Source organism: Vibrio tubiashii (genome assembly GCF_028551255.1).
Lineage (GTDB): Bacteria > Pseudomonadota > Gammaproteobacteria > Enterobacterales > Vibrionaceae > Vibrio > Vibrio tubiashii_B.
Window position 1 is genome coordinate 597,380 of sequence record NZ_CP117029.1, and the last position, 22,676, is coordinate 620,055.

The 22,676-nt window shown below is 46.4% G+C and carries 17 protein-coding genes, 4 tRNA genes and 3 rRNA genes; 21 read left to right on the forward strand and 3 right to left on the reverse strand.

The window, feature by feature from the left end; genetic code table 11:
- Nucleotides 1–66: 66 nt before the first annotated feature.
- Nucleotides 67–792: an outer membrane protein assembly factor BamD gene (locus LYZ37_RS02765; RefSeq protein ID WP_069667498.1), complete on the reverse strand. Its 726-nt coding sequence runs from the start codon at nucleotides 790–792 to the stop codon at nucleotides 67–69.
- Between the two features lie 135 nt (nucleotides 793–927).
- Here LYZ37_RS02765 and rluD point away from each other — a divergent pair, with 135 nt between their 5' ends.
- The 10 genes from rluD to LYZ37_RS02815 all read left to right on the forward strand — a co-directional run bounded on the left by rluD (nucleotide 928) and on the right by LYZ37_RS02815 (nucleotide 11,280).
- A complete protein-coding gene (rluD, locus tag LYZ37_RS02770) occupies nucleotides 928–1,908 on the forward strand; it encodes a 23S rRNA pseudouridine(1911/1915/1917) synthase RluD (protein WP_272786355.1) in 981 nt (326 codons plus the stop codon).
- Between the two features lie 4 nt (nucleotides 1,909–1,912).
- Nucleotides 1,913–2,641, forward strand: a complete 729-nt coding sequence (pgeF, locus tag LYZ37_RS02775) for a peptidoglycan editing factor PgeF (RefSeq protein ID WP_272786356.1) — start codon at nucleotides 1,913–1,915, stop codon at nucleotides 2,639–2,641.
- Nucleotides 2,642–2,752: 111 nt separating this feature from the next.
- Nucleotides 2,753–5,326: an ATP-dependent chaperone ClpB gene (gene clpB / locus LYZ37_RS02780; protein ID WP_004742796.1), complete on the forward strand. Its 2,574-nt coding sequence runs from the start codon at nucleotides 2,753–2,755 to the stop codon at nucleotides 5,324–5,326.
- Between the two features lie 486 nt (nucleotides 5,327–5,812).
- Nucleotides 5,813–7,365 (forward strand): 16S ribosomal RNA (locus tag LYZ37_RS02785).
- A 61-nt stretch (nucleotides 7,366–7,426) separates the two neighbouring features.
- Nucleotides 7,427–7,502, forward strand: a tRNA-Ala gene (locus LYZ37_RS02790).
- A 21-nt stretch (nucleotides 7,503–7,523) separates the two neighbouring features.
- A tRNA-Glu gene (locus LYZ37_RS02795) sits at nucleotides 7,524–7,599 on the forward strand.
- Between the two features lie 310 nt (nucleotides 7,600–7,909).
- Nucleotides 7,910–10,799, forward strand: a 23S ribosomal RNA gene (locus tag LYZ37_RS02800).
- Nucleotides 10,800–10,906: 107 nt separating this feature from the next.
- Nucleotides 10,907–11,022 (forward strand): 5S ribosomal RNA (gene rrf / locus LYZ37_RS02805).
- Together the 16S, 23S and 5S rRNA genes with 4 tRNA genes alongside form the textbook arrangement of a ribosomal RNA operon.
- A gap of 68 nt (nucleotides 11,023–11,090) precedes the next feature.
- A tRNA-Asp gene (locus LYZ37_RS02810) sits at nucleotides 11,091–11,167 on the forward strand.
- Nucleotides 11,168–11,203: 36 nt separating this feature from the next.
- Nucleotides 11,204–11,280, forward strand: a tRNA-Trp gene (locus tag LYZ37_RS02815).
- A 155-nt stretch (nucleotides 11,281–11,435) separates the two neighbouring features.
- Here the strand turns inward: LYZ37_RS02815 and LYZ37_RS02820 are convergent.
- Both LYZ37_RS02820 and suhB read right to left on the reverse strand, forming a co-directional pair.
- Nucleotides 11,436–12,962 (reverse strand): phospholipase D family protein, encoded by a 1,527-nt coding sequence (locus LYZ37_RS02820; protein WP_272786357.1) that lies wholly within the window; start codon nucleotides 12,960–12,962, stop codon nucleotides 11,436–11,438.
- A gap of 181 nt (nucleotides 12,963–13,143) precedes the next feature.
- On the reverse strand, nucleotides 13,144–13,947 hold the full coding sequence (gene suhB / locus LYZ37_RS02825) for an inositol-1-monophosphatase (RefSeq protein ID WP_239826461.1): 804 nt from the start codon (nucleotides 13,945–13,947) through the stop codon (nucleotides 13,144–13,146).
- Between the two features lie 178 nt (nucleotides 13,948–14,125).
- On the opposite strand from suhB, the gene trmJ reads away from it, so the two are divergent.
- The 11 genes from trmJ to ndk all read left to right on the forward strand — a co-directional run bounded on the left by trmJ (nucleotide 14,126) and on the right by ndk (nucleotide 22,643).
- Entirely contained in the window at nucleotides 14,126–14,857 is a 732-nt protein-coding gene (gene trmJ, locus LYZ37_RS02830) for a tRNA (cytosine(32)/uridine(32)-2'-O)-methyltransferase TrmJ (protein WP_171322084.1), read from the forward strand.
- Between the two features lie 113 nt (nucleotides 14,858–14,970).
- The gene (gene iscR / locus LYZ37_RS02835; protein WP_004747795.1) at nucleotides 14,971–15,477 is read left to right on the forward strand and encodes a Fe-S cluster assembly transcriptional regulator IscR; all 507 of its coding nucleotides are present in this window, start codon (nucleotides 14,971–14,973) and stop codon (nucleotides 15,475–15,477) included.
- Nucleotides 15,478–15,506: 29 nt separating this feature from the next.
- A complete protein-coding gene (locus LYZ37_RS02840; protein WP_004747796.1) occupies nucleotides 15,507–16,721 on the forward strand; it encodes an IscS subfamily cysteine desulfurase in 1,215 nt (404 codons plus the stop codon).
- A gap of 51 nt (nucleotides 16,722–16,772) precedes the next feature.
- Nucleotides 16,773–17,156, forward strand: a complete 384-nt coding sequence (iscU, locus tag LYZ37_RS02845; RefSeq protein WP_004412993.1) for a Fe-S cluster assembly scaffold IscU — start codon at nucleotides 16,773–16,775, stop codon at nucleotides 17,154–17,156.
- Between the two features lie 67 nt (nucleotides 17,157–17,223).
- The gene (iscA, locus tag LYZ37_RS02850; RefSeq protein ID WP_004747799.1) at nucleotides 17,224–17,547 is read left to right on the forward strand and encodes an iron-sulfur cluster assembly protein IscA; all 324 of its coding nucleotides are present in this window, start codon (nucleotides 17,224–17,226) and stop codon (nucleotides 17,545–17,547) included.
- Nucleotides 17,548–17,603: 56 nt separating this feature from the next.
- Nucleotides 17,604–18,119 carry a co-chaperone HscB gene (gene hscB, locus LYZ37_RS02855; protein ID WP_272786364.1) on the forward strand — a complete coding sequence of 172 codons (516 nt, stop codon included), beginning with the start codon at nucleotides 17,604–17,606 and terminating at the stop codon, nucleotides 18,117–18,119.
- Nucleotides 18,120–18,138: 19 nt separating this feature from the next.
- Nucleotides 18,139–19,992, forward strand: coding sequence for a Fe-S protein assembly chaperone HscA (gene hscA, locus LYZ37_RS02860; RefSeq protein WP_272786365.1), 1,854 nt, complete (start codon nucleotides 18,139–18,141; stop codon nucleotides 19,990–19,992).
- Nucleotides 19,993–20,003: 11 nt separating this feature from the next.
- Nucleotides 20,004–20,342: an ISC system 2Fe-2S type ferredoxin gene (gene fdx / locus LYZ37_RS02865; RefSeq protein ID WP_004747803.1), complete on the forward strand. Its 339-nt coding sequence runs from the start codon at nucleotides 20,004–20,006 to the stop codon at nucleotides 20,340–20,342.
- A 173-nt stretch (nucleotides 20,343–20,515) separates the two neighbouring features.
- On the forward strand, nucleotides 20,516–20,710 hold the full coding sequence (gene iscX / locus LYZ37_RS02870) for a Fe-S cluster assembly protein IscX (protein WP_038197960.1): 195 nt from the start codon (nucleotides 20,516–20,518) through the stop codon (nucleotides 20,708–20,710).
- A 151-nt stretch (nucleotides 20,711–20,861) separates the two neighbouring features.
- Entirely contained in the window at nucleotides 20,862–22,160 is a 1,299-nt protein-coding gene (pepB, locus tag LYZ37_RS02875) for an aminopeptidase PepB (RefSeq protein ID WP_272786366.1), read from the forward strand.
- Between the two features lie 57 nt (nucleotides 22,161–22,217).
- On the forward strand, nucleotides 22,218–22,643 hold the full coding sequence (gene ndk / locus LYZ37_RS02880) for a nucleoside-diphosphate kinase (RefSeq protein WP_004747808.1): 426 nt from the start codon (nucleotides 22,218–22,220) through the stop codon (nucleotides 22,641–22,643).
- Nucleotides 22,644–22,676 lie beyond the last annotated feature (33 nt).

Here is a 22,676-nt window from a genome sequence, read left to right on the forward strand (position 1 = left end):
GGTGCAAAAATTAGACATAAAAAAAGCGCCATACGATAAAGGCGCTTCTTCTATTAAATTAGCAAGTTACTGAGGGTTTAGCTCGATGAGTTCCTCAGTTCGCTTAACCGCATCTTCTAAACCTAGTTGCTGATAGGCTTCAAGCTGAATCTCTAAAGACTTACGTGCTGCTTCTGTGTCAGGGTAAGTTTTTTGTAGCTCTTGAGTACGATTAATCGCAGCAATCCAAGCTTCACGACGCAGGTAAAAATCCGCCGTCGCTAGGTCGTAATTCGCTAATCGATTTTTAAGAGCGTACATACGTTTTTGTGCGTCTTCTGCATATGGGCTAGCAGGGTAACGCTCAAGTAGCTTCTTAAAATCAGCAAATGCTTTTTTCACTGGTTCTGGATCGCGATCGCTACGATCCATGTTAAACACGTCATGCATAAAGTTACGATCTTGCGCCATATGAGTCAGGCCGCGCATATAAAGTACCCAATCTAATTTTTCATGAGTTGGGTTGAGGCGCATAAAGCGTTCTATGGTTGCTAAGCCTAGCGCTAAGTCGTCATTTTTGTAGTAGACGTAGATAAGGTCGAGTTGCACCTGCTCTGAGTAAGCACCAAATGGGTAGCGAGAATCTAGCGCTTCCAGTTTGCTAATTGCAGTTAGCCAGTTACCACTTTGAAGCGAAACCTGTGCTTCTGAGTAAAGCTCAGATGGTGGCACATCTGGCACAACTTCTTCGCTGCTAGAGCAGCCTACCAGTACGGATAATGCCAACAAACCAGATAAAGTATGCTTTTTCATGTCAGGATTCGATTCCTTGAGATAAATATTTCTGTTGCTTCCGTTACTTTCTTTGGCGTAACAGATACAATGTCCAAATAGTATATTTTTCCACAGTAGTGACAATTAGTCTCACAGTTTTTAAAAAAGTTCGATATGGCTCAGCAGATTGAATTAACAAATACAGTAAAAGATAGCCAATTAGGTCAGCGTTTAGACCAAGCTATCGCCGAATTATTCGCCGACTTCTCACGTTCTCGCCTCAAAGAATGGCTTCTGAATGGTAAAGTTCAAGTGAACGGAGAGGTAATCACCAAGCCACGTACCAAAGTGATGGGCGGCGAAGAGATTACTCTGCAAGCGGAACTTGAAGATGAAGAGCGTTGGGAAGCGCAAGATATTCCATTAGACATCGTTTATGAAGACGACGACATCATGGTGATCAATAAGCCTCGTGGTTTTGTGGTTCACCCGGGTGCCGGCACGCCAGATGGTACAGTGCTCAACGCATTGCTCCATCATTACCCTGATATCGCGGAAGTCCCGCGTGCGGGTATCGTGCATCGTCTTGATAAAGACACCACAGGTTTGATGGTGGTCGCGAAGACTGTTCCTGCTCAAACACGTTTGGTTCGCGCCCTTCAGAAAAAGCGCAACTTCGTTCGTGAGTATGAAGCGATTGCAATTGGCCGTATGACCGCAGGTGGTCGTGTTGAACAACCGATTGGTCGACATTCGACGAAACGTACCTTGATGGCAGTAAGCCCAATGGGTAAACCAGCGATCACGCATTATCGAGTAGCGGAACATTTCCGCGAGCATACTCGCATTCGTCTTCGCCTAGAAACCGGACGTACTCACCAGATCCGTGTTCACATGTCATACCTACAGCATCCGCTTCTAGGTGACACTGCATACGGTGGTCGCGCTCGTATACCAAGCGGAGCTTCGCAAGAGTTGGCAGAACACATCCGCTCTTTTGACCGCCAAGCTCTGCATGCGGTGATGCTTAAGTTCGAACACCCAATCACGGGTGAAGAAGTTGAGTTCCACGCACCAGTGCCAGATGACATGGTAGAAATGGCAGAAGCACTTCGCCAAGATACCCGTGACCATGGCTTAGAAGACGAGTACTAAACCTATGGATCTGATCGTTCCTAACTGGCCAGCTGCAAAACAGATTAAAGCTTTTGCTTCGACGCGATGTGACGGCTTTTCGACTGGCGTGTACCAAGGTTTGAACTTAGGTACTCATGTTGGGGACGAACTGGCAAAGGTTGAACAGAATCGTCAATGGCTCACAGAACAGGCAAACATGCCAAGTGCGCCTGTTTGGCTCAATCAAACTCATTCGACAGTCGTTGAAGAGGTGAATGCTCCAACTAGTCAGGTGCTAAACGCTGATGGAGTTTTCACTTCCACCGCTAATGTTGTTTGCTCGGCAATGACGGCGGATTGTTTGCCTGTGCTGCTAACCAATGTTCAGGGGACGCAAGTTGCCGCTGTCCATGCAGGGTGGCGCGGACTTGCCAGCGGCATTGTTGAAAATGCGGTTGAGAAGTTTGATGGTGAAGTCATGGCTTGGATTGGGCCTGCTATCGGGGCTCAAGTGTTCGAGGTAGGTAAAGATGTTGTTGATGCCTTCGTTTCTATTGAAGCAAAGGCGATGGCGGCATTTACTCCACGCAAGCAAGAAGGGAAGTGGCTAGCTGATATGAATCAACTGGTTACGCAAAGATTGCAACGAGCAGGAGTGAATCAAGTTTATTACAGCGAACTGTGTACTTTTGAAGATGCAGAGCGCTTTTACTCCTATCGCCGCGATGGGGTAACTGGGCGCCAAGCGACATTTATCTGGATTGAAAAATAATCGTCTGTTTTCATAGCGGAAACAGACTCTCTCCCCTTGAAATTCCCGTCTAGCGTATCCATCTTTCATACTGATTAGTTAATTTTTCTCAGTTGAGGTAGGAAGGTAGGTATGCGTCTTGACAGATTTACTAGCAAATTCCAAATCGCTATATCTGACGCTCAATCATTGGCTTTAGGCCGAGATCATCAATACATCGAACCTGTGCACCTAATGGTGGCACTGATGGATCAAAATGGCAGCCCAATTCGCCCACTTTTGACCATGCTTAATGTTGATGTTACCCATTTACGCTCTAAGTTAAGCGAAATTCTAGACCGATTACCTAAAGTGAGTGGTATCGGTGGGGATGTGCAGCTATCGAGTGCGATGGGCACCATGTTTAACTTGTGCGATAAAGTTGCACAGAAACGTCAAGATGCTTATATCTCATCTGAAGTATTCCTGCTTGCCGCCTTAGAAGATAAGGGGGCTTTAGGCGCTCTGCTAAAAGAACTGGGTCTAACAGAGGCTAATGTTGCTGAAGCAATAGATAAAGTTCGTGGTGGACAAAAAATCAATGACCCAAACGCCGAAGAGTTACGCCAAGCTTTAGAGAAGTTCACCATCGATCTCACTGAGCGTGCAGAACAAGGTAAGCTTGACCCTGTGATCGGCCGTGATGACGAAATTCGTCGTACTATCCAAGTCTTGCAGCGCCGAACCAAAAACAACCCTGTGATTATTGGTGAGCCTGGTGTTGGTAAAACAGCAATTGTTGAAGGTCTTGCTCAGCGAATCATTAACAACGAAGTGCCTGAAGGTCTTCGTGGTCGCCGGGTACTCTCTTTAGATATGGGCGCACTGGTGGCTGGGGCTAAGTATCGCGGCGAGTTTGAAGAACGTCTTAAGTCGGTATTGAATGAACTGTCTAAAGAAGAGGGTAACGTCATCCTCTTTATCGACGAAATTCATACCATGGTTGGAGCGGGTAAAGGCGAAGGCTCGATGGATGCAGGCAATATGCTTAAACCTGCGCTTGCCCGTGGTGAGCTTCACTGTGTTGGCGCGACGACACTGGATGAGTATCGACAATATATAGAGAAAGACCCTGCGCTTGAGCGCCGCTTCCAAAAAGTGATAGTTGATGAACCAAGTGTTGAAGATACCGTAGCGATTTTACGTGGCTTGAAGGAACGCTACGAGCTTCACCACCATGTAGAGATAACTGACCCAGCAATCGTAGCAGCGGCAAGTCTATCCCATCGTTACGTCTCTGATCGTCAGCTTCCGGATAAAGCGATTGACCTGATTGATGAGGCGGCTTCGAGCATCCGTATGCAGATCGACTCGAAACCAGAATCGCTCGACAAGTTAGAACGCAAGATCATTCAGCTTAAGATTGAACAGCAAGCCCTAACCAACGAACATGATGACGCAAGTGAAAAGCGTCTAACCATATTAAATGACGAGTTGGCCGAGAAAGAGCGAGCGTTTGCCGAACTTGAAGAAGTTTGGAATGCAGAAAAAGCGGCCTTGTCTGGTACTCAACATATTAAGTCGGAGTTAGAACAAGCTCGAATGGATATGGAGTTTGCTCGCCGAGCGGGTGACCTTAATAGAATGTCCGAGCTTCAATATGGCCGTATTCCTGAACTCGAAAAACAGCTCGATCTTGCGACTCAAGCAGAAATGCAAGAGATGACCTTGTTACGTAATAAAGTCACGGATAACGAAATCGCAGATGTTTTATCGAAGCAAACAGGTATTCCGGTATCTAAGATGCTTGAAGCAGAGAAAGAAAAACTGCTGCGTATGGAAGATGTTCTGCACAAACGTGTTATTGGCCAAACTGAAGCCGTTGAAGTGGTGGCGAATGCAATTCGTCGCAGCCGAGCTGGCTTATCCGATCCAAATCAACCCATTGGCTCGTTCTTATTCTTAGGTCCAACTGGTGTTGGTAAAACGGAACTATGCAAAACGTTAGCAAGCTTTATGTTTGACAGCGAAGATGCAATGGTACGTATCGACATGTCCGAGTTTATGGAGAAACATTCCGTTGCTCGTTTAGTCGGCGCGCCTCCTGGTTATGTTGGCTATGAAGAGGGCGGTTATCTTACTGAAGCCGTTCGTCGCAAACCTTATTCAGTGATCTTGTTAGATGAAGTAGAGAAAGCGCACCCAGACGTTTTCAATATATTGCTACAAGTGCTAGATGATGGTCGTCTCACCGATGGACAAGGTCGAACAGTCGATTTCCGTAATACCGTCGTCATCATGACCTCCAACTTGGGTTCAACTCGAATTCAAGAAAACTTTGGTTCTCTTGATTATCAGGGAATGAAAGAGCAGGTCATGGATGTGGTCGGCAAGCATTTCCGCCCAGAGTTTCTTAATCGTGTTGATGAAAGTGTTGTCTTCCATCCACTAGGTCAGGACCACATCAAGTCAATTGCCTCTATTCAATTGGAACGTCTATCTAAGAGAATGGAAGAGAAAGGTTATTCACTCGATGTTTCTGATAAAGCGCTAGATCTGATTGCTCAAGTGGGCTTTGATCCTGTGTATGGTGCAAGACCACTTAAAAGAGCCATTCAGCAGAGCGTGGAGAATCCATTAGCTAAAGCGATTCTAGCTGGGAAAGTCATTCCAGATAAACCGGTCAAACTACTGGTGAACAACGATCAGATTATTGCGCATCAGTAAATTAACTGGTTGAACAAGAAAAAGAGCCCTATTTAAGGGCTCTTTTGTTTTATTTTTAGACTTATTGTTCGTTTGCTGAGCGAACGGATTGAAGTTGGTGATTTTTTTTGATTTTGCTCTTGTGCTTCAAAGCTAACTCTCTATAATGCGCCTCCGTTGTCACGGGATACCGAGCTGAAAAGCAATGACAACAGAGACGGTGAAAGTTAAGCATTAACTTTCGAAGAAATAACGAAAAAAGTGTTTGACACTGGAAGTTATATCGATAAAATGGCCGTCCGTTTTGAGCAGAGCCCAAAACGAAGTTCTTTAAAAATATAGACCTATCAATCTGTGTGGGCACTCGTTGATGATAATCCAATTAGATACTTCTGTATCAAATTAGGTTTCAATGATACGAAGTGACCATTGAATCTTCGGATTCAGCACAGTCAATTCAAACATTACTTATGTAATGTTCAGTATTCATTGAGCCGACAAAATCTTAAATTGAAGAGTTTGATCATGGCTCAGATTGAACGCTGGCGGCAGGCCTAACACATGCAAGTCGAGCGGAAACGAGTTAACTGAACCTTCGGGGAACGTTAACGGCGTCGAGCGGCGGACGGGTGAGTAATGCCTGGGAAATTGCCCTGATGTGGGGGATAACCATTGGAAACGATGGCTAATACCGCATAATAGCTTCGGCTCAAAGAGGGGGACCTTCGGGCCTCTCGCGTCAGGATATGCCCAGGTGGGATTAGCTAGTTGGTGAGGTAAGGGCTCACCAAGGCGACGATCCCTAGCTGGTCTGAGAGGATGATCAGCCACACTGGAACTGAGACACGGTCCAGACTCCTACGGGAGGCAGCAGTGGGGAATATTGCACAATGGGCGCAAGCCTGATGCAGCCATGCCGCGTGTATGAAGAAGGCCTTCGGGTTGTAAAGTACTTTCAGCAGTGAGGAAGGTGGTAGTGTTAATAGCACTATCATTTGACGTTAGCTGCAGAAGAAGCACCGGCTAACTCCGTGCCAGCAGCCGCGGTAATACGGAGGGTGCGAGCGTTAATCGGAATTACTGGGCGTAAAGCGCATGCAGGTGGTTTGTTAAGTCAGATGTGAAAGCCCGGGGCTCAACCTCGGAATTGCATTTGAAACTGGCAGACTAGAGTACTGTAGAGGGGGGTAGAATTTCAGGTGTAGCGGTGAAATGCGTAGAGATCTGAAGGAATACCGGTGGCGAAGGCGGCCCCCTGGACAGATACTGACACTCAGATGCGAAAGCGTGGGGAGCAAACAGGATTAGATACCCTGGTAGTCCACGCCGTAAACGATGTCTACTTGGAGGTTGTGGCCTTGAGCCGTGGCTTTCGGAGCTAACGCGTTAAGTAGACCGCCTGGGGAGTACGGTCGCAAGATTAAAACTCAAATGAATTGACGGGGGCCCGCACAAGCGGTGGAGCATGTGGTTTAATTCGATGCAACGCGAAGAACCTTACCTACTCTTGACATCCAGAGAACTTTCCAGAGATGGATTGGTGCCTTCGGGAGCTCTGAGACAGGTGCTGCATGGCTGTCGTCAGCTCGTGTTGTGAAATGTTGGGTTAAGTCCCGCAACGAGCGCAACCCTTATCCTTGTTTGCCAGCACGTAATGGTGGGAACTCCAGGGAGACTGCCGGTGATAAACCGGAGGAAGGTGGGGACGACGTCAAGTCATCATGGCCCTTACGAGTAGGGCTACACACGTGCTACAATGGCGCATACAGAGGGCGGCCAACTTGCGAAAGTGAGCGAATCCCAAAAAGTGCGTCGTAGTCCGGATCGGAGTCTGCAACTCGACTCCGTGAAGTCGGAATCGCTAGTAATCGTGGATCAGAATGCCACGGTGAATACGTTCCCGGGCCTTGTACACACCGCCCGTCACACCATGGGAGTGGGCTGCAAAAGAAGTGGGTAGTTTAACCTTCGGGAGGACGCTCACCACTTTGTGGTTCATGACTGGGGTGAAGTCGTAACAAGGTAGCCCTAGGGGAACCTGGGGCTGGATCACCTCCTTATACGATGATTACTCATGATGAGTGTCCACACAGATTGATATGTCTTTATTAGAGCTTTGAAGGGGCTATAGCTCAGCTGGGAGAGCGCTTCGCTGGCAGCGAAGAGGTCATCGGTTCGATCCCGATTAGCTCCACCAATTTCCGTCTGGAAATTCAGTGTCCCGTTCGTCTAGAGGCCTAGGACACCGCCCTTTCACGGCGGTAACAGGGGTTCGACTCCCCTACGGGATACCATCTTTAAACATTCTCTTTGAGAGTTTTTAAAAATGGTTACCTCATTGAGGTGATTTGCTCTTTAACAATTTGGAAAGCTGACGAATAACAACAATCCCCATCTCTTTGAGATGCGTTGTTATTCAATTAAAAGTTCTCAAATCCTAATTCTTTGAATTAGGTACCAACACACATTCAAGTGTTCTTGGAAATTTGAGTCCGGCAAAATCGTGTCTGCACTCATGATTTGTCTTCACTTTTTAAAAGTGAAAATAAATAGAAAAATGCAGACAACTTTGGTTGTTTAAACAGAGACCCTTTGGGGTTGTATGGTTAAGTGACTAAGCGTACACGGTGGATGCCTTGGCAGTCAGAGGCGATGAAAGACGTAGTAACTTGCGATAAGCCCAGATTAGGTAGTAACAACCATTTGAGTCTGGGATTTCTGAATGGGGAAACCCAACTGCATAAGCAGTTACTGTTAACTGAATACATAGGTTAACAGGGCGAACCGGGGGAACTGAAACATCTAAGTACCCCGAGGAAAAGAAATCAACCGAGATTCCGAAAGTAGCGGCGAGCGAAATTGGACTAGCCCTTAAGCTTTTAATGAGACAGGTGAAGGCTCTGGAAAGTGCCGCGATACAGGGTGATAGCCCCGTAACCGACATCTCATCATCAGTGAAATCGAGTAGGGCGGGACACGTGATATCCTGTCTGAATATGGGGGGACCATCCTCCAAGGCTAAATACTACTGACTGACCGATAGTGAACCAGTACCGTGAGGGAAAGGCGAAAAGAACCCCTGTGAGGGGAGTGAAATAGAACCTGAAACCGTGTACGTACAAGCAGTAGGAGCACCTTCGTGGTGTGACTGCGTACCTTTTGTATAATGGGTCAGCGACTTATATTCAGTAGCAAGGTTAACCATCTAGGGGAGCCGTAGAGAAATCGAGTCTTAACTGGGCGTCGAGTTGCTGGATATAGACCCGAAACCAGGTGATCTAGCCATGGGCAGGTTGAAGGTTGAGTAACATCAACTGGAGGACCGAACCGACTAATGTTGAAAAATTAGCGGATGACTTGTGGCTAGGGGTGAAAGGCCAATCAAACCTGGAGATAGCTGGTTCTCCCCGAAATCTATTTAGGTAGAGCCTCGGACGAATACTACTGGGGGTAGAGCACTGTTAAGGCTAGGGGGTCATCCCGACTTACCAACCCTTTGCAAACTCCGAATACCAGTAAGTACTATCCGGGAGACACACGGCGGGTGCTAACGTCCGTCGTGGAGAGGGAAACAACCCAGACCGCCAGCTAAGGTCCCAAATTATAGCTAAGTGGGAAACGATGTGGGAAGGCTTAGACAGCTAGGATGTTGGCTTAGAAGCAGCCATCATTTAAAGAAAGCGTAATAGCTCACTAGTCGAGTCGGCCTGCGCGGAAGATGTAACGGGGCTAAGCTATAAACCGAAGCTGCGGCAATGCAATTTATTGTATTGGGTAGGGGAGCGTTCTGTAAGCCGTTGAAGGTGAGTTGTAAAGCTTGCTGGAGGTATCAGAAGTGCGAATGCTGACATGAGTAACGATAAAGGGGGTGAAAAACCTCCTCGCCGGAAGACCAAGGGTTCCTGTCCAACGTTAATCGGGGCAGGGTAAGTCGACCCCTAAGGCGAGGCCGAAAGGCGTAGTCGATGGGAAACGGGTTAATATTCCCGTACTTCTTACAATTGCGATGGGGGGACGGAGAAGGCTAGGTGGGCCTGGCGACGGTTGTCCAGGTTCAAGTGCGTAGGCTTGAGAGTTAGGTAAATCCGGCTCTCTTTAAGGCTGAGACACGATGTCGAGCATCTACGGATGTGAAGTCATTGATGCCATGCTTCCAGGAAAAGCCTCTAAGCTTCAGATTGTAAGGAATCGTACCCCAAACCGACACAGGTGGTCGGGTAGAGAATACCAAGGCGCTTGAGAGAACTCGGGTGAAGGAACTAGGCAAAATGGTACCGTAACTTCGGGAGAAGGTACGCTCTTGACGGTGAAGTCCCTTGCGGATGGAGCTATTGAGAGTCGCAGATACCAGGTGGCTGCAACTGTTTATTAAAAACACAGCACTGTGCAAAATCGTAAGATGACGTATACGGTGTGACGCCTGCCCGGTGCCGGAAGGTTAATTGATGGGGTTAGACGTAAGTCGAAGCTCTTGATCGAAGCCCCGGTAAACGGCGGCCGTAACTATAACGGTCCTAAGGTAGCGAAATTCCTTGTCGGGTAAGTTCCGACCTGCACGAATGGCGTAATGATGGCCACGCTGTCTCCACCCGAGACTCAGTGAAATTGAAATCGCTGTGAAGATGCAGTGTACCCGCGGCTAGACGGAAAGACCCCGTGAACCTTTACTACAGCTTGGCACTGAACATTGACCCTACATGTGTAGGATAGGTGGGAGGCTTTGAAACCGGTACGCCAGTATCGGTGGAGCCGTCCTTGAAATACCACCCTTGTAGTGTTGATGTTCTAACTTAGACCCGTTATCCGGGTTGAGGACAGTGCCTGGTGGGTAGTTTGACTGGGGCGGTCTCCTCCCAAAGAGTAACGGAGGAGCACGAAGGTGGGCTAATCACGGTTGGACATCGTGAGGTTAGTGCAATGGCATAAGCCCGCTTGACTGCGAGAATGACAATTCGAGCAGGTGCGAAAGCAGGTCATAGTGATCCGGTGGTTCTGTATGGAAGGGCCATCGCTCAACGGATAAAAGGTACTCCGGGGATAACAGGCTGATACCGCCCAAGAGTTCATATCGACGGCGGTGTTTGGCACCTCGATGTCGGCTCATCACATCCTGGGGCTGAAGTCGGTCCCAAGGGTATGGCTGTTCGCCATTTAAAGTGGTACGCGAGCTGGGTTTAGAACGTCGTGAGACAGTTCGGTCCCTATCTGCCGTGGGCGTTGGAAGATTGAAGGGGGCTGCTCCTAGTACGAGAGGACCGGAGTGGACGAACCTCTGGTGTTCGGGTTGTGTCGCCAGACGCATTGCCCGGTAGCTAAGTTCGGAATCGATAACCGCTGAAAGCATCTAAGCGGGAAGCGAGCCCTGAGATGAGTCTTCCCTGACCCCTTGAGGGTCCTAAAGGGTTGTTCGAGACTAGAACGTTGATAGGCAGGGTGTGTAAGCGTTGTGAGGCGTTGAGCTAACCTGTACTAATTGCCCGTGAGGCTTAACCATACAACACCCAAAGGGTTTTGATGGACTCAAAGCAAGAACTTTGAATGTGTAACTACAGAACTTGCTCTTTATTTTAAAGAAAGCAGCTTTCCGAATTAAAGAATTTGCTTGGCGACCATAGCGATTTGGACCCACCTGATTCCATGCCGAACTCAGAAGTGAAACAAATTAGCGCCGATGGTAGTGTGGGGCTTCCCCATGTGAGAGTAGGACATCGCCAGGCTTACATTTAGTTTTTAGATTTTAGAAAAATCTAAAGGCAAAAACTTAGACTTAGAGTCTAACCAGTGCGGAGCGGTAGTTCAGTTGGTTAGAATACCGGCCTGTCACGCCGGGGGTCGCGGGTTCGAGTCCCGTCCGCTCCGCCACTTATTTAGAGAGTCGTCTCATTAAACACGAACTACAGGGGTGTAGCTCCAATTGGCAGAGCAGCGGATTCCAAATCCGCGTGTTGGGAGTTCGAATCTCTCCACCCCTGCCACATTCAAGGCTCTAGCAGAAATGCTAGAGCCTTTTTCTTTGGAGTAAGAAAAAGGGCTGCGGACTCCGCCACTACCCATACACATTTACATGCTGCAAGCTGGAGTGTCAGCCTAGTCATATCTTTCCATTCCTGCCATATATTGAGAATCCCGTTTAAAGGATACCCTTGGGAACAATTCTTCTGATTTTTACCCCTATTTGTTTAAAGATACTGACCTTATGATCCGGGTTGAAGTCTTCGCTAATAAGCCACGCGTTTTCTGGTTCCATCTCGATTCTCATTGCAGCATTTACACCATCAGTAATCTCTGGTGAATGAATGACAGTAAAGCTTTCTGTATTGAGGTTAGCGCTACGAGGGTCAAAGTTATAAGTACCGACAATCGTTATATGGTCATCAATGGTCATCGTCTTAGCATGTAAGCCAAAGATAGGCGTGGTGGGTAAGCGTTTAAACATATGTTCAGTCATAACTCGCTGACGAACTTTGGCATCTGGCTTGAACTCATAGATCTCGACGCCTGTTTTTATTAGCGCAGAGCGATTCCTTTGATAGCCACTAAACGCTTCTAGATTGTCGTTGGAGGCCAGGCTGTTGGTGAGGATCTTTATCTCTACCCCTTTATCGACTAATTGACGAAGAAACTTACGGTCTGCCTTAGTAGTGACTAGATAAGGTGTCTGAATCAAAATACTTTTCTCAGCACTTTCTGCGAGTTCAATCAACTTGCTTCTTGTAATACTCCCACCGCCAAGAAAAGTTTGCTGATCGTTTTTACCGGGTTTATCTGAGACGTATTCCACCTTCTCAAGGAATCTAAAGCGTCCTTGGTCCATCAAGCGGTCAAAAGTTTGTGGCACTTTCTCGATTTCAGCTTTTATCTCAGGATGGAAGTTCTCAGGGTTACACGAGTAAGAATGCAGGCGGGAGAAGTCAGGGTTCTTAGGGTAAGGATTATTACCAACCAGTTTCTCAACTCCCACACTTAACTCATGGTTCCAAAATTCATTAAATGACCTTTTTAAATCTGATACCGCTTTACCCGCGAGAAAGACGTCGCGATCTCTGAAATTATACTCGTGGTCAAAACCGAAATACTCGTCCGCAATGTTGCGTCCTCCAGTAACGGCTATCTGGTCGTCGACCAAAAATACTTTGTTATGCATTCTTTGATTTAAACCGTGAAAGTCAGTAAGCAAGGTACCAAGCTTATTGATGATGTTCTTGCCTATGTTCACATTTGGGTTATAGATTTTTATCTCTATATTTTCATGGGCATCGAGCATTAGAAGTTCATCACCTTTCGCGTTTAGCATGATGTCATCAATTAACACTCTGACTTTTACTCCGCGTTCGGCCGCGCGAACAAGGTGGTCTGTTGCAATTAGGCCAATGTTGTCTACCGAGAATATAAAGTACTGAATATCAATGCTGTGTTCTGCTCTATCCGTTATCCAAGCTCTAGACATCATGGCTTCCGCACCTTGCTCCAAAACATATACGCCAGTTGCATTGTCTAGCTTTGATTGGAAGGGCTTAATGTAATGAGAGAGAGGTTCTACTTGATGCTGTTGGATTGAATCGCAATGATCTATTTCAGAAAGTGGCACACTGTCTGGGTCTGAGCCACAGCCAACTAAAAGTAGAGTAAGAGAGTAGAAAAGAGGTTTTATCTTCATGCGTTAGTATCGATACATCCGTTGTCTTCAAATAGGCATCACTTTCTTATCACACATTGCCTTAGTTATGTGTCTATAGCGACTTAATAGCTGAGTTAGCTCCCAATTATAGATAGTGTAGATACAAAAAAGCCCACTCATTGGAGTGGGCTAAAAATTTCAGCTGTGACGGAGCTTGAGATTATTTTAGTAGTGCTTCATTGCCGTTTTCACGGATGTGCTTAAGCATACCTTTAACGCCGCGAGCGCTTGAAGCCACAACGTTGCCTGACTTCATGTAGTCAGTGCCGCCTGCAAAATCAGTTACGATAGCGCCTGCTTCACGAGCAATCAGTTCGCCTGCAGCGATATCCCAAGGCTTAAGGCCAAGCTCGAAGAAACCATCAACTCGGCCAGCTGCTAGGTAACATAGGTCAAGAGCAGCTGAACCAGTGCGACGGAAATCAGAGCAATCTACGAATAGAGCTGACATGATCTTGAAGTAAGACTCAGAGTGTTGCTTTTGCTTGAATGGGAAGCCTGTTGCTAGAACAGTGCCTTGAAGGTCTTTTAGTTGTTTAACGCGGATACGAGCGTTATTTAGCTGAGCGCCAGCACCACGTTGTGCAGTGAATAGCTCGTTAAGCATTGGGTCGTATACACACGCTACTTCAGTTTTACCTTTGATACGAACAGCGATAGATACAGAGAAATGTGGCAAACCTTTAACAAAGTTTGTTGTGCCATCCAGTGGGTCGATGATCCATTGTACGTCTTTATCTTTACCTTCGATTACGCCGTTTTCCTCAGCAACGATCTCGTGCTCAGGGTAAGACGCTTTGATTGTATCGATAATTAGAGTTTCAGCTTCTTTGTCTACGTTAGTAACAAAGTCATTCGCGCCTTTTTGAGTCGATTCGATCTTCTCAGCATTTTCTAAAGATTTAGCAATATGGTTGCCTGCTTTTCGTGCAGCACGAATAGCGATATTAAGCATTGGATGCATACTAATTTCCCAACGGATGTTAAAGAACAGAAAAACGGGCGGCAGTATACCAGATAAATAGTGAAATGGAAGTGGTTAATTTTTGCACTTTTAGTTTTATTAGTAGAAAGGGTCTGACCATTTTACTCAGGTATATGGTACTATCTTGCAGCTCAAATTTTGTGTTCGGAAATCATCAATGCTTAACAACGTAAAAGTCGTCCTTGTCGGCACTTCTCACTCAGGGAATATTGGCTCAGCAGCCCGTGCAATGAAGGTTATGGGGTTATCCAACCTAGTGCTCGTCGATCCTCAGTGTAGCGTTGATGAACAAACCCTAGCGTTAGCGGCAGGCGCGGCAGATATCGCTCAGAATGCTCAAGTTGTATCGACTTTGACTGAAGCGGTAGCCGATTGCGCATTAGTCGTCGGTTCTAGTGCTCGCTCACGTACTCTAGAGTGGCCGATGCTTGAGCCGCGTGAATGCGGCCAGAAGTTTGTTGAAGAAGGTCAATCTGCACCAGTGGCTTTAGTCTTTGGACGAGAGCGCACCGGGCTGACTAACGAAGAGCTACAAACTTGCCATTATCACGTATGTATCCCTGCGAATCCTGAATACAGTTCGCTGAATTTGGCGATGGCGGTTCAGACATTGAGTTACGAAGTACGAATGGCTTACTTAGAGCGTGAGCAAAGCCAATATGAACCACAAGAGTCGGCTGAGTACCCAAGGCACAAAGAATTAGAATTATTTTTCTCACACCTTGAAAAAGTGGCTCAAGAGACCCAATTTATCAGTGAAGATCAGCCTGGCAAGGTAATGAATAAGCTACGTAGATTGTTTAATCGAGCTAGGCCCGAATCACAAGAGCTTAATATTCTGCGCGGTATCTTAACTTCAATTGAGAAGCGTATCTCTCAGCAAAAATAACCACCACAATTTAATGGTTAAATACCTGACTAAATTAGTCAATTAAATACTTGACCATTTTAGTCAGGTATGTGACAATTCATACCACATAAACGGTGTGGATATGGTGTTATATGAGACTTACATCTAAAGGAAGATACGCAGTGACAGCCATGTTAGATGTGGCTCTGCATTCGCAACAGAACCCTGTACCTCTGGCTGATATTTCAGAGCGTCAAGGTATCTCTTTGTCTTACTTAGAGCAGCTTTTTTCTAAGTTACGTAAAGCTGGCCTCGTAGCTAGTGTACGTGGTCCTGGTGGCGGTTACCGCCTCGGTGAAGACGCTCATTCAATCGCAATCGGTACTGTCATTGCCGCGGTAGATGAGTCAGTGGATGCAACAAAATGTAATGGTAAAGGAGATTGCCAAGGTGGTTCTCGTTGCCTTACGCACACACTGTGGCGTGACCTAAGTTCACGTATCAGTGACTTCTTGAATAACATCACTCTAGGTGAGTTGATGAAAGACAATGAAGTACTAGAAATTTCAGATCGACAAGATATTGATCTTGCCGTTAATCATGGGTTCGCTACTAAAAATACAAACACCGCGCCCATCGGTGTAAACGTCCGCTCATAAGCGGTTTGCCTGTTACATTGGAGTAGAAAATGAAACTGCCTATTTATTTAGATTATTCAGCGACCTGTCCTGTTGATCCTCGTGTAGCTGAAAAAATGGTTCAGTACATGACTATGGACGGTACGTTTGGCAACCCAGCGTCTCGTTCGCACCGTTACGGCTGGCAGGCAGAAGAAGCAGTAGATACCGCTCGTGAGCAGATTGCAGACCTATTAAATGCAGACCCGCGTGAAATCGTATTCACTTCTGGCGCAACTGAGTCAGACAACCTAGCGATTAAAGGTGCAGCGCGCTTCTATTCGAAGAAAGGCAAGCACGTAATCACTTGCAAAACAGAGCACAAAGCAGTTCTTGACCCATGCCGTCAACTAGAACGTGAAGGGTTTGAAGTCACTTACCTTGAGCCAGAGTCTAACGGTCTTATCGATCTTAAGAAGCTTGAAGCTGCAATGCGCGAAGATACCGTTCTTGTGTCTATCATGCACGTAAACAACGAGATCGGTGTTATCCAAGATATCTCTTCAATCGGCGAAATGTGTCGTGAGCGTAAGATTGTTTTCCACGTAGATGCCGCTCAATCAGCAGGTAAGCTACCTATCGACGTTCAAGAGATGAAAGTCGACCTGATCTCTATGTCAGCGCACAAAGTATACGGTCCTAAAGGTATTGGCGCACTATACGTACGTCGTAAGCCACGTATTCGTCTAGAAGCACAAATGCACGGTGGTGGTCACGAACGTGGTTTCCGTTCAGGTACTCTAGCGACTCACCAAATCGTGGGTATGGGTGAAGCGTTCCGCATCGCGAAAGAAGAGATGCAGAAAGACTTCGATCATGCTCTAGCTCTACGTACTCGTCTTCTTGATGGCGTTAAAGATCTTGAAGCAGTCACGATCAACGGTGACCTTGAGCAGCGTGTACCTCACAACCTAAATATCAGCTTTGCTTTCGTTGAAGGTGAATCACTACTGATGTCGCTAAAAGATCTAGCGGTTTCTTCAGGTAGTGCTTGTACTTCAGCAAGTCTAGAGCCTTCATACGTTCTACGTGCTCTAGGTTTGGATGACGAGCTAGCTCACAGTTCAGTTCGTTTCTCATTTGGTCGTGCAACGACTGAAGCAGAGATCGACTACGCAATCGAACAAATTCGTACAGCAGTGATTAAACTGCGTGACATGTCTCCTCTATGGGATATGTACAAAGAAGGAATTGACCTAAGTACAGTTGAGTGGGCACACCACTAATACTGATTCAGTCATTCCAAGGATAGAAATAGAGGATTCGAGGTAAATATCATGGCATATAGCGAAAAAGTAATTGATCACTACGAGAACCCACGTAACGTTGGTTCATTTGATAAAGAAGATCCAGCAGTAGGTAGCGGCATGGTTGGTGCTCCTGCGTGTGGTGACGTAATGAAACTTCAGATCAAGGTAACACCAGAAGGTATTATCGAAGACGCGAAGTTTAAAACTTACGGTTGTGGTAGTGCGATCGCATCAAGCTCACTTGTAACTGAGTGGGTAAAAGGCAAGAGCATTGATGAAGCAGCAGCAATTAAAAATGCTGAAATCGCTGAAGAGCTAGAGCTTCCACCAGTAAAAGTTCACTGCTCAATTCTTGCTGAAGACGCAATCAAAGCAGCGGTTGCTGACTACAAGAAAAAACACCAAGAATAAGTAATCTGTATATAATGGGGACCAGAACCCCCATTTCATTCGCGAAATAGACAAACTAAGGTGCAGTATGGCCATTACAATGACAGAAACCGCGGCAAGTCGCGTTAGAACATTCCTAGAAAACCGAGGCAAAGGTATCGGTTTACGCTTGGGTGTGAAAACGACCGGGTGTTCTGGTATGGCATATGTACTTGAATTCGTTGATGAGCTAAACGAAGAAGATTCAGTATTCGAGCATGAAGGCGTAAAGGTCATCATTGACCAAAAGAGCCTAGTGTACTTAGACGGCACTGAATTGGATTACGTTAAAGAAGGCCTCAACGAAGGGTTTGAATTCAATAACCCGAATGCTAAGAGCGAATGTGGTTGTGGTGAAAGCTTCAACGTGTAATTGATAAGGCCTGTGGGTTTAGGCTCACAGGTTTATTACCAAGGATAGAATTCTCCATGAATTACTTTGAATTATTTGGGCTACCAAGTCAGTTTAATCTGGATGGTAGCCTTCTTTCTTCACAATTCCGTGAACTTCAAAAACAGTTTCATCCTGATAACTTTGCGACTGCATCTGAACGTGACCGTTTAATGGCGGTGCAAAAAGCTGCCGAGATCAACGACGCCTACCAAGTTCTGAAGAACCCTATCTCAAGAGCAGAATACATCTTGTCTGAGAATGGCGTAGAGATTCGGGGCGAACAGCAAACGATGCAAGATCCTATGTTCTTAATGGAGCAAATGGAGTTGCGTGAAGAACTAGAAGATATCTCTTCAAGCTCCGATGCAGAAGGTGCGTTGTTCGACTTTGAAAGCAAAGTGAGCAAAATGTTTAAGCAGCAACTGACTGCGACCGAGCAAGATTTAAATCAAACGGACTGGCAGCAAGCGGCTGACCGAGTTCGTAAGCTTAAATTTATTGCCAAACTACAGAACGAAATCGAACTAGTGGAAGACAAACTCTTCGGCTAGTGCAATACAAGGACCACCCATGGCATTACTTCAAATTGCAGAACCGGGTCAAAGCTCGGCTCCACATGAGCATAAACTTGCAGCTGGCATTGACTTAGGTACGACTAACTCACTGGTGGCTTCAGTTCGAAGTGGCGACGCGGCAACATTGCAAGATGAGCAAGGTCAAAGCATCTTACCTTCTGTTGTTAACTACTCAGGAGAGACTCCCGAAGTTGGTTATGCAGCGAAAGATAAAGCAGAAGTTGATCCAGCCAATACCATTATCTCAGTGAAGCGACTGTTAGGCCGTTCACTAGAAGATATTCAAGCGCGCTATCCAAATCTTCCTTACCAGTTTAAAGCGAGTGACAACGGCCTGCCGGTACTGCAAACGGCAAGTGGGGATAAAAACCCGATTGAAGTATCCGCTGAAATTCTGAAGTCGCTAGGTCAGCGTGCTGAGAAAACACTAGGTGGAGAGTTAGCGGGTGTGGTCATTACTGTTCCTGCTTACTTTGATGACGCTCAGCGTGCTGGAACCAAAGATGCGGCTAAGCTCGCAGGTTTGCATGTATTAAGACTGCTTAATGAGCCGACAGCGGCTGCGATTGCATACGGACTAGACTCTGGTCAAGAAGGTGTAATTGCCGTATACGATTTGGGTGGCGGTACGTTTGATATCTCTATCCTACGTCTATCTAAAGGCGTGTTTGAAGTACTGGCAACGGGTGGCGATTCTGCACTTGGTGGTGACGATTTTGACCACCTACTGGCTGACTACCTGCTTGAAAAATCGGGTAACACAGAGACTTTAACCGCAACGCAGATGCGCACAGTTTTGAATGTAGCTAGTGCGACTAAAATTGCTTTCTCAGATAAAGATTCCGTAGAGGTTGATGTTCTAGGTTGGCAAGGTAGCGTTTCTCGCGATGAGTTTGAAGACTTGATTCGCCCACTCGTTAAGAAGACTTTGATGTCTTGTCGCCGTGCATTGAAAGACGCACAAGTTGACGCCGAAGATGTGCTAGAAGCGGTTATGGTAGGCGGTTCTACACGTACGCTGCTTGTAAGAGAAATGGTGGGTGACTTCTTTGGTCGTAAGCCGCTAACCAGCATTAACCCGGATGAAGTAGTGGCGATTGGCGCTGGTATTCAAGCCGATATTTTAGCGGGTAACAAGCCTGACTCTGAAATGCTACTACTCGACGTTATTCCTCTATCCCTTGGTATCGAAACCATGGGCGGATTGGTTGAGAAGATCGTCCCACGCAACACGACAATTCCAGTTGCGCGAGCTCAAGAATTTACCACGTTTAAAGATGGTCAAACGGCAATGAGCGTTCATGTTGTTCAAGGTGAACGTGAAATGGTTGATGACTGTCGCTCTCTAGCGCGTTTCTCACTCAAAGGTATCCCACCGATGGCGGCGGGGGCAGCGCATATCCGCGTGACCTATCAAGTCGATGCAGATGGCCTACTGTCTGTAACAGCGATGGAAAAGAGTACTGGTGTTCAGTCTGAGATTCAGGTTAAGCCATCTTATGGTTTGAGTGATGATGAAGTCGCTAACATGCTGCGCGATTCGATGACGTACGCTAAAGAAGACATGAATGCTAGAGCACTAGCAGAACAACGCGTTGAAGCCGATCGCGTTATCGAAGGTTTGATTGCAGCAATGCAAGCAGATGGTGATGAGCTATTGTCTGAATCAGAACGTGGTGAACTGCTTAAAGCGATTGAGTCTTTGATTGAGCTGCGCAATGGTGACAACGCTGACGCGATAGAACAAGGTATCAAAGATACTGACAAGGCGAGCCAAGAGTTTGCTTCTCGCCGCATGGACAAATCAATTCGAGCTGCTTTGTCAGGTCAATCAGTAAATGATATTTAAGAGAAAGAGTTATGCCTAAGATTATTGTATTACCGCATGAAGATTTATGCCCAGAAGGTGCGGTTTTGGAAGCAAACAGTGGTGACACCGTTCTTGATGTTGCGCTAAAAAATGGCATTGGCATTGAACACGCATGTGAAAAGTCGTGCGCTTGTACGACGTGTCACGTGGTGATTCGTGAAGGTTTTGATTCACTAGAAGAGAGTGACGAGCTTGAAGATGACATGCTAGATAAAGCGTGGGGTCTTGAGCCAGAATCTCGCCTTGGTTGTCAGGCTAAAGTCGCAGACGAAGATCTTGTGGTAGAAATTCCAAAATATACTCTGAATCACGCTTCAGAAGATCACTAAATACTCTTCATACTTGAACCTGCAGCGTTGTTAACTGCGTAAGCTCCCCCTAATCACATAGAACACCTATGCTCATAGGGATGAGCTTACTTGTTGCCTAGCTGCAACTCCAATTATTTTGAGTATCCTGCATCTAGAGATGTGAGCAACAAGAATTACATAAGGAATTGGTTATGAAATGGACAGATTCACGCGATATTGCGATCGAGCTATGCGACAAGTTTCCAGAGGTAGATCCTAAAACAGTACGTTTTACCGATCTTCATCAGTGGATTACTGAGTTAGATGAGTTTGATGATGAGCCGAACCGATCTAATGAAAAGATTCTGGAAGCGGTGATCTTGTGCTGGATGGATGAAATGGATTAATCCTTAAACGGAAACCCATCGCAGTTAACAAAATTTACTAAAAAAAACGGGCCTTATGGCCCGTTTTTTTATCAATTTCACATTAAAGTGTTAACATCCCTGAGTGAACAGAAAAAGGCGTAGGCAGCGCCAGTACAGACAAGGAGAAACCATGTCTACACAGATGTCAGTATTTCTAAGCCAAGAGGCTGCAGCGCCACATTGGGGTGAGAACGCAATTCTTTCTTTCTCTGAATCAGGTGCGACAATCCATCTTGGTGATAATCATGATTTAGGCGCAATTCAGCGTGCTGCGCGTAAGTTAGATGGCCAAGGTATCGCTTCCGTTTCTTTACAAGGGGAAGGATGGGATCTAGAGAGTATTTGGTCTTTCCATCAAGGTTACCGTGGACCAAAGAAGAAAAATCAATTCGTATGGCAAGAGCTTGAAGAGCAAGATCAAGCTGAGTTGACTGCACGCATTAAAGCGACGGACTTTACTCGCGACATTATCAACAAGCCAGCAGAAGAAGTCGCACCGCGTCAATTGGCGACGATGGCGGCGGAATTCATCAAATCTGTTGCACCAGAAGGGACAGTGAAGGCGCGTATCGTAAAAGATAAAGACCTTCTTGCTGAAGGTTGGCAAGGTATCTTTGCGGTAGGCCGCGGCTCTGAGCGTACATCGGCCATGCTTCAACTGGATTTCAACCCAACAGGCGACGAGAACGCACCAGTATTTGCTTGCCTAGTGGGTAAAGGGATCACCTTCGACTCTGGTGGTTACAGCATCAAACCGTCTGGCTTTATGACGGCAATGAAAGCGGATATGGGCGGTTCAGGTACAATTACCGGCGGTTTAGGTCTGGCGATCATGCGCGGTTTGAACAAGCGTGTGAAACTAATCCTTTGTTGTGCTGAGAACATGATTTCTGGTCGCGCACTTAAGCTTGGTGACATCATTACCTATAAAAACGGTAAGACGGTAGAGATCATGAATACCGATGCCGAAGGTCGTCTTGTACTTGCGGATGGTCTAATTTATGCGAGTGAGCAAAACCCTGAGCTAATTATTGATTGCGCTACCTTAACTGGAGCTGCTAAAAATGCTCTAGGTAATGATTACCACGCATTGATGAGCTTTGACGATGAGTTGTCTCATCAAGCGCTGAACGCGGCACGCGAAGAAAAAGAAGGCTTATGGCCACTGCCATTGGCTGACTTCCACCGTGGGATGTTGCCATCTAATTTTGCTGATCTTTCAAACATCAGCAGTGGTGACTACTCACCAGGTGCAAGTACGGCGGCAGCATTCTTGTCTTACTTTGTTGAAGACTACAAAAAAGGTTGGTTGCATTTTGACTGTGCAGCAACTTATCGTAAGTCTGCGACAGATAAGTGGGCAGCAGGTGCAACTGGCGTAGGCGTACGTAGCCTAGCTGGTCTGCTACTACAGCAAGCGAATAAATAAGCTAAGAGGCCGTAGAGCCTCTTTTAATAATATTAAGAAATAACGAAAGGATACCCTATGACTCTAGAAAGAACTTTTTCTATTGTTAAGCCCGATGCAGTAGAACGTAATCTAATTGGTGAAATCTACCACCGTATTGAAAAAGCAGGTCTGCAAGTTATTGCTGCTAAAATGGTGCGTTTAACTGAAGAACAAGCGAGCGGCTTTTATGCTGAACATGAAGGCAAACCATTCTTTGAAGATTTGAAAGCCTTTATGACTTCAGGCCCAATTATGGTTCAAGTACTGGAAGGTGAGAACGCAATTGCTCGCTACCGCGAGTTAATGGGTAAAACTAACCCAGAAGAAGCGGCTTGTGGCACTATTCGCGCTGACTACGCATTAAGCATGCGCCATAACTCAGTTCACGGCTCTGATAGCCCTGAGTCTGCGGCTCGCGAAATCGAATTCTTCTTCCCTGAATCGGAAATCTGTCCTCGATAATTAAAGGACAGCCTTAATGATAGATATGCTGCC

Coding starts and splice junctions, on each gene's coding strand:
- LYZ37_RS02765 (WP_069667498.1), bottom strand. CDS start 792: ATGAAAAAGCATACTTTATCTGGTTTGTTGGCATTATCCGTACTGGTA.
- rluD (WP_272786355.1), top strand. CDS start 928: ATGGCTCAGCAGATTGAATTAACAAATACAGTAAAAGATAGCCAATTA.
- pgeF (WP_272786356.1), top strand. CDS start 1,913: ATGGATCTGATCGTTCCTAACTGGCCAGCTGCAAAACAGATTAAAGCT.
- clpB (WP_004742796.1), top strand. CDS start 2,753: ATGCGTCTTGACAGATTTACTAGCAAATTCCAAATCGCTATATCTGAC.
- LYZ37_RS02820 (WP_272786357.1), bottom strand. CDS start 12,962: ATGAAGATAAAACCTCTTTTCTACTCTCTTACTCTACTTTTAGTTGGC.
- suhB (WP_239826461.1), bottom strand. CDS start 13,947: ATGCATCCAATGCTTAATATCGCTATTCGTGCTGCACGAAAAGCAGGC.
- trmJ (WP_171322084.1), top strand. CDS start 14,126: ATGCTTAACAACGTAAAAGTCGTCCTTGTCGGCACTTCTCACTCAGGG.
- iscR (WP_004747795.1), top strand. CDS start 14,971: ATGAGACTTACATCTAAAGGAAGATACGCAGTGACAGCCATGTTAGAT.
- LYZ37_RS02840 (WP_004747796.1), top strand. CDS start 15,507: ATGAAACTGCCTATTTATTTAGATTATTCAGCGACCTGTCCTGTTGAT.
- iscU (WP_004412993.1), top strand. CDS start 16,773: ATGGCATATAGCGAAAAAGTAATTGATCACTACGAGAACCCACGTAAC.
- iscA (WP_004747799.1), top strand. CDS start 17,224: ATGGCCATTACAATGACAGAAACCGCGGCAAGTCGCGTTAGAACATTC.
- hscB (WP_272786364.1), top strand. CDS start 17,604: ATGAATTACTTTGAATTATTTGGGCTACCAAGTCAGTTTAATCTGGAT.
- hscA (WP_272786365.1), top strand. CDS start 18,139: ATGGCATTACTTCAAATTGCAGAACCGGGTCAAAGCTCGGCTCCACAT.
- fdx (WP_004747803.1), top strand. CDS start 20,004: ATGCCTAAGATTATTGTATTACCGCATGAAGATTTATGCCCAGAAGGT.
- iscX (WP_038197960.1), top strand. CDS start 20,516: ATGAAATGGACAGATTCACGCGATATTGCGATCGAGCTATGCGACAAG.
- pepB (WP_272786366.1), top strand. CDS start 20,862: ATGTCTACACAGATGTCAGTATTTCTAAGCCAAGAGGCTGCAGCGCCA.
- ndk (WP_004747808.1), top strand. CDS start 22,218: ATGACTCTAGAAAGAACTTTTTCTATTGTTAAGCCCGATGCAGTAGAA.